This is a genomic window from Pseudoduganella sp. RAF53_2, from assembly GCF_052113985.1.
Classification (GTDB): Bacteria; Pseudomonadota; Gammaproteobacteria; order Burkholderiales; family Burkholderiaceae_D; genus Rugamonas.
In genome coordinates, this window is the sequence record NZ_JBFRDW010000421.1 from 1 (window position 1) to 5,328 (window position 5,328).

The following is a 5,328-nucleotide window of genomic DNA, read 5'->3' on the forward strand; positions in this document are numbered from 1 at the left end:
GGAAAAAGCTGCTGCTGCCAAGCTGGCTGCTGCCCAGGCACAAGGCGAAAAGCTGAACGGCATGACCGTGACCGTGGCTCAGAAAGCTGGCGTGGACGGCCGTCTGTTCGGTTCCGTGACCAACTTCGACATCGCTGAAGCCCTGACCAAAGCTGGCTTCGCCGTGGAAAAAGCTGCCGTGCGCCTGCCGACCGGCCCGCTGAAGACCGTTGGCGAATTCCCGGTTGCTGTTTCCCTGCACACCGACGTGCTGGCGGAAGTAACCGTTGCCGTGGTTGGCGAAGCTGCCTAAGTAATTGTTGTACAAATAGAAAAGCCGGGCGGCAGCGCCCGGCTTTTTTATTGCCAGTAAGTTTGATCATCCTCGAAGCAGGTATAATGCGCGCCATGAATCCCGCTCCATCCGCCGACCCGCAAGTCGATGCCCTCCGAATCCCGCCGCACTCCATCGAGGCAGAGCAATCTGTCATCGGCGGCCTGCTGCGTGATAACGCGGCATGGGACCGTATTGCGGACTTGATGCGTTCGGAAGATTTTTACCGCTACGATCACCGCATCATCTTCGAACAGATGGTTCGCCTGATTAACTCGGGCAAGCCGGCCGACGTGGTGACCGTGGCAGAAGCCCTGCAGATGCTGGGCAAGGCCGAGGAGGTAGGCGGCATGGCCTACCTGAACGCGATGGCGCAGAACACGCCGTCCGCCGCCAACATCCGCCGTTACGCCGAGATCGTGCGCGACCGCGGCGTGCTGCGCAAGCTGATTACCGTGGCCGACGAAGTGTCGGGCAAGGCCTTCAATCCGCAAGGCGCGGAAGTGAAGCAGATCCTGGACGAGGCCGAAGCGAAGATCTTCGCAATTGCCGAACAGGGCTCGCGTGGTGCGGCCGGCTGGCTGCCGGTGCAGCCCCTGCTGACCCAGGTGGTCGAGCGTATCGATGAACTGTATTCGCGCGACACGACCTCGGAAGTGACGGGTGTGCCAACCGGCTGGATCGATCTGGACCGCATGACCTCCGGCCTGCAGCCGGGCGACATGGTCGTGGTGGCAGGCCGTCCGTCCATGGGCAAGACCGCCTTCTCGATGAACATCGCCGAAAACGTCGCAGTGGAAGCCGGCCTGCCGGTGGCCGTGTTCTCGATGGAGATGGGCGGTGTGCAGCTGGCCATGCGTATGCTGGGTTCCGTCGGTAAGCTGGACCAGCACCGCCTGCGTACCGGTAAGCTGATCGACGAGGATTGGCCGCGCCTGACCGCCGCCATCCAGAAGATGAACGAAGCCCAGGTGTTTATCGACGAAACGCCGGCGCTGAACCCGATCGAGATGCGCGCCCGTGCGCGGCGCCTGGCCCGCCAATGCGGCAAGCTGGGTCTGATCGTGGTCGACTACCTGCAGCTGATGCAGGGCAGCCAGCCGGGCGACAACCGCTCGGCGGAGATTTCCGAAATCTCGCGTTCGCTGAAGGGCCTGGCGAAAGAGCTGCATTGCCCCGTCATCGCACTGTCCCAGCTGAACCGCTCGCTGGAACAACGCCCCAATAAACGTCCCGTGATGTCCGACTTGCGCGAATCCGGCGCTATCGAGCAGGACGCGGACGTGATTATTTTCCTGTATCGCGACGAAGTCTATAACCCCGACTCGCCGGATAAAGGTACTGCTGAAATCATTATCGGTAAGCAGCGTAACGGTCCGATTGGCGCCATCCGCCTGACCTGGATCGGTGCGTACACCAAGTTTGGCAATTACACCGGCAATCTGTCGATCTACCAGGGCGACTGATAAAGCCAGGGGCTGCGCTCTGCGGCCCGCAATGAATCAACCAACGGAGAAAAAAAATGTTTGGACGTTTGATGCCCACCGAGGGCAAGTTCTTTGACATGTTCAACCAGCACGCGGAACTGTGCGTGAAGGGCGCCAAAGAAATGGTGGGCCTGATGACTAATTTCGATGACCTGGAAAATCGCGTGCATGCGATCGAAAGCATCGAGAAGCAGGCTGACAAGATCACCTACGCTGCAGTGGACCTGCTGCACAAGACCTTCATCACGCCGCTGGACCGCGACGACATCCACAAGCTGATTACCAAGATGGACGACATCCTGGACTTGATGGAAGACGCTGCCCAGACCGTGTCGCTGTACGACCTGCATTCCGTGACGCCGGAAGCCAAGCGCCTGGCCGAGCTGGTGCTGGCCTGCACGGAAAAGGTCAAGGACGCGGTGGCCCTGCTGTCGAACATGGACAACGCGCGCCAGATCGTCAGCATCTGCGAAGAGATCGACCGCCTGGAATCGGACGCCGACCACGTGATGCGCGCTGCCATGTCCAAGCTGTTCCGCGATGAACCGGACGTGCGCAACCTGATCAAGATGAAGGCCATCTACGAAATCCTGGAAACCGTTACCGACCGTTGCGAGGACGTGGCAAACATCATCGAAGGCATCATCGTCGAAAACGCATAAGAATAAAGACCATCCATGCAGACCTTACAAATCAGCATCTACGCCCTGTGCTTATTGATCTTCCTGGCGTTGGTGTTTGACTTCATGAATGGCTTCCATGATGCAGCGAATGCGATTGCGACCGTCGTTTCGACCGGTGTGCTGAAGCCGCAGACCGCCGTGGCCATGGCCGCCTTCTTTAACTTCGTTRCAGTGTTCGTGGTCGGCCTGAAGGTGGCGACCACCATCGGCAAAGGAACCATCGACCCGCAGGTGGTCGACCATTACGTGATCTTTGGCGCCCTGTGCGGCGCCATCGTCTGGAACGTGATCACCTGGTACTACGGCATTCCATCGTCGTCCTCACACGCCCTGATTGGCGGCCTGGTTGGCGCAGCCGTCGCCAAAGCGGGCACCGGCTCGCTGGTCGGCGGCGGCCTGCTGAAGACCGTGATCTTCATCGTGGTATCTCCGCTGATGGGCTTTGTACTGGGCTCGCTGATCATGCTGATCGTGTCGTGGGTGTTCGTGAAGTCCACGCCGCGCAAGATCGACGGCTGGTTCCGCCGCTTGCAGCTGTTTTCGGCAGCCAGCTACTCGCTGGGCCACGGCGGCAACGACGCACAGAAAACCATGGGCATCATCTGGATGCTGCTGATCGCGACCGGCCACGTGTCGGCGACCGATTCCGCGCCACCGACCTGGGTCATCATCGCCTGCTACGGCGCGATCTCCTTCGGCACGCTGTTCGGCGGCTGGCGCATCGTGAAGACCATGGGCCAGCGCATCACCAAGCTGAAGCCTGTTGGCGGCTTCTGCGCGGAGACCGGCGGCGCGATCACGCTGCTGATGGCATCCTTCTGGGGTGTGCCGGTTTCGACCACGCACACCATCACCGGCGCTATCGTCGGCGTAGGCTCGGCACAGAAGATGTCGGCAGTGCGCTGGGGCGTTGCGGGCAATATCGTGTGGGCCTGGATCTTCACCATTCCTGCATCGGCCTTCGTGGCGGCGATTGCGTGGTGGGTCGGTAAGCACATTATGTAATCCGCGCTGCGGCGCGCAAGAAAAGGGGCCTGCGGGTCCCTTTTTTTCGTTCTTGCGATGTTCTCATATTTGAGATATATTCTCTTATATGGGAAATTCATTTGAAGATCGATTGGTTGAGCGGCTGGCGGCGTTGCGCGAGGAGCGCGGCATGTCGCTGGAAGAGCTGGCCACAGCCAGCGGCATCAGCCGCGCCACCTTGTCGCGTCTGGAGCGCGGCGAATCCAGTCCAACCGCAGCGCTGCTGGGCAAGCTGTGCGCGGTGTACGGCATGCCGATGTCGCGCCTGATTGCGGAAGTGGAAGTGCAGCCCGTGCAGCTGATCCGCGCGGCCGATCAATCCGAATGGCACGATCCGGACACCGGCTTCGTGCGCCGCATGATCTCGCCGCCTGCGCGCGGCTTCAAGGCCGAACTGATTGAAGGCCGCCTGCCGGCCGGTGCGGTGATCGACTATCCGCAGCCGCCGGTGCGCGGCATGGAGCAGCATATGTGGATGCTGAGCGGGGTGCTTGATTTCACGGTGGATGGCGTCGAACATCGCCTGCACAAGGGCGACATGCTGCGCTTCCATCTTTACGGCGCCACGCGCTTTTCCTGTCCCGGCCCGCRCGCGGCCCATTACCTGATTGCGATATGCGAACCATAATTGAGCTTGATGCCGCGGGCTTGCGCGCCCACGCCGATGAACTGGCCGAGGTGCTGCGCGATTGTGTGCTGAACGGGGCCAGCGTCGGTTTTGAGTTGCCGTTCCCTGAAGCCGAAGCGCTTGCGTTCTGGCTTGGCCTGGTGCCGGCTGTCGAACGCCGCGAACGCCGCCTGTTCGCCGTGCGTGATGATGCCGGTGTCATCTGCGGCACGGTGCAGCTGGTGTTGGCGGGCATGCCCAACGGCCGCCACCGCGCCGAGATTGCGAAGATGCTGGTGCATTCGCGCATGCGCCGCCAGGGCATTGCGCAAGCACTGATGCTGCATGCGGAAGCCATCGCGCGCACGGAGCAGCGCTCCTTGATCGTACTGGACACCTGCACCGGCTATGGCGCCGAGCAGATGTACCTCAAGCTGGGCTACCAGGAATGCGGGATCATTCCCCAATATGCCACCATGCCCGACGGCACGCTGGGCGCAACCACCTTCATGTACAAGCTGCTGCCGCGCGTGGCGGCGGAAGATCCGGAAGGCGACGATGCCGCGCAGATGATCGAGGAACTCAACGTCACGCTCAAGCTGATCACCGGCGACAGCGGCCGCACGCTGTTCAGCGCCGACGATGTGCGCGGTCCGTCAGCGCGCTTTGCCGTGGCGCGTGATGCGCAGGGCAGGGCGCTTGGCTGCGGCGCTTTCCGTCCGCTGGCGGAAGGCGTCGCGGAAGTGAAGCGCATATATGCCCGCGACGGCTCGCGCGGCATAGGCAGCGCCATTCTGTCCTGGCTGGAGGCGGAAGCGCGTGCATTGGGCTACCGCGCGCTGCGGCTCGAAACGCGCGTGGTGAATAGCCGTGCGGTGAGCTTCTATATGGGCCGCGGCTATGCGCGCATTCCCAACTTCGGTCATTATGCCGRTAACGACGCTGCGGCGTGTTTTGAAAAACAGCTCTAGGAGACCAAGTTGGCCATCAGCTGGATTGAAACGACCAATACGCTGGACTGGGAAGAACTGTCCGCTCTCTACTACGCTTCGCTCGGCCCCAAGGACCCGCCGCGTTTGAAGCTGACCTTCTCCAACAGTATGTTCAAGCTGTTCGCTTACGACGACGGCAAGCTGGTTGGCGCGGGGCGTGCGCTGGCCGATGGCATGGATTGTTCCTATCTCTGCGACGTGGCCGTACTGCCCAGCCACC

The 5,328-nt window shown here is 61.4% G+C and carries 7 protein-coding genes; all 7 read left to right on the forward strand.

The features are described 5' to 3' along the window. On the forward strand, positions 1-292 hold a 292-nt coding region (gene rplI / locus AB4Z11_RS21755), incomplete at its 5' end, for a 50S ribosomal protein L9 (protein WP_442027614.1). An 86-nt stretch (positions 293-378) separates the two neighbouring features. Beyond that, positions 379-1,779: a replicative DNA helicase gene (locus tag AB4Z11_RS21760; protein ID WP_442027615.1), complete on the forward strand. Its 1,401-nt coding sequence runs from the start codon at positions 379-381 to the stop codon at positions 1,777-1,779. A 56-nt stretch (positions 1,780-1,835) separates the two neighbouring features. Then, positions 1,836-2,462, forward strand: coding sequence for a DUF47 domain-containing protein (locus AB4Z11_RS21765; RefSeq protein ID WP_442027616.1), 627 nt, complete (start codon positions 1,836-1,838; stop codon positions 2,460-2,462). A 15-nt stretch (positions 2,463-2,477) separates the two neighbouring features. After that, positions 2,478-3,488, forward strand: coding sequence for an anion permease (locus AB4Z11_RS21770; protein ID WP_442027617.1), 1,011 nt, complete (start codon positions 2,478-2,480; stop codon positions 3,486-3,488). Positions 3,489-3,600: 112 nt separating this feature from the next. Then, the gene (locus AB4Z11_RS21775) at positions 3,601-4,137 is read left to right on the forward strand and encodes a helix-turn-helix domain-containing protein (RefSeq protein ID WP_442027618.1); all 537 of its coding nucleotides are present in this window, start codon (positions 3,601-3,603) and stop codon (positions 4,135-4,137) included. Continuing rightward, a complete protein-coding gene (locus tag AB4Z11_RS21780) occupies positions 4,125-5,087 on the forward strand; it encodes a GNAT family N-acetyltransferase (RefSeq protein ID WP_442027619.1) in 963 nt (320 codons plus the stop codon). The genes AB4Z11_RS21775 and AB4Z11_RS21780 overlap by 13 nt, the downstream gene beginning before the upstream one ends. A gap of 9 nt (positions 5,088-5,096) precedes the next feature. Beyond that, on the forward strand, positions 5,097-5,328 hold a 232-nt coding region (locus AB4Z11_RS21785; RefSeq protein ID WP_442027620.1), incomplete at its 3' end, for a GNAT family N-acetyltransferase.

What these genes read in the sequence shown, in the direction of transcription:
- AB4Z11_RS21765 (WP_442027616.1), top strand. Translation starts at nt 1,836, where the DNA reads ATGTTTGGACGTTTGATGCCCACCGAGGGCAAGTTCTTTGACATGTTC.
- AB4Z11_RS21760 (WP_442027615.1), top strand. Translation starts at nt 379, where the DNA reads ATGCGCGCCATGAATCCCGCTCCATCCGCCGACCCGCAAGTCGATGCC.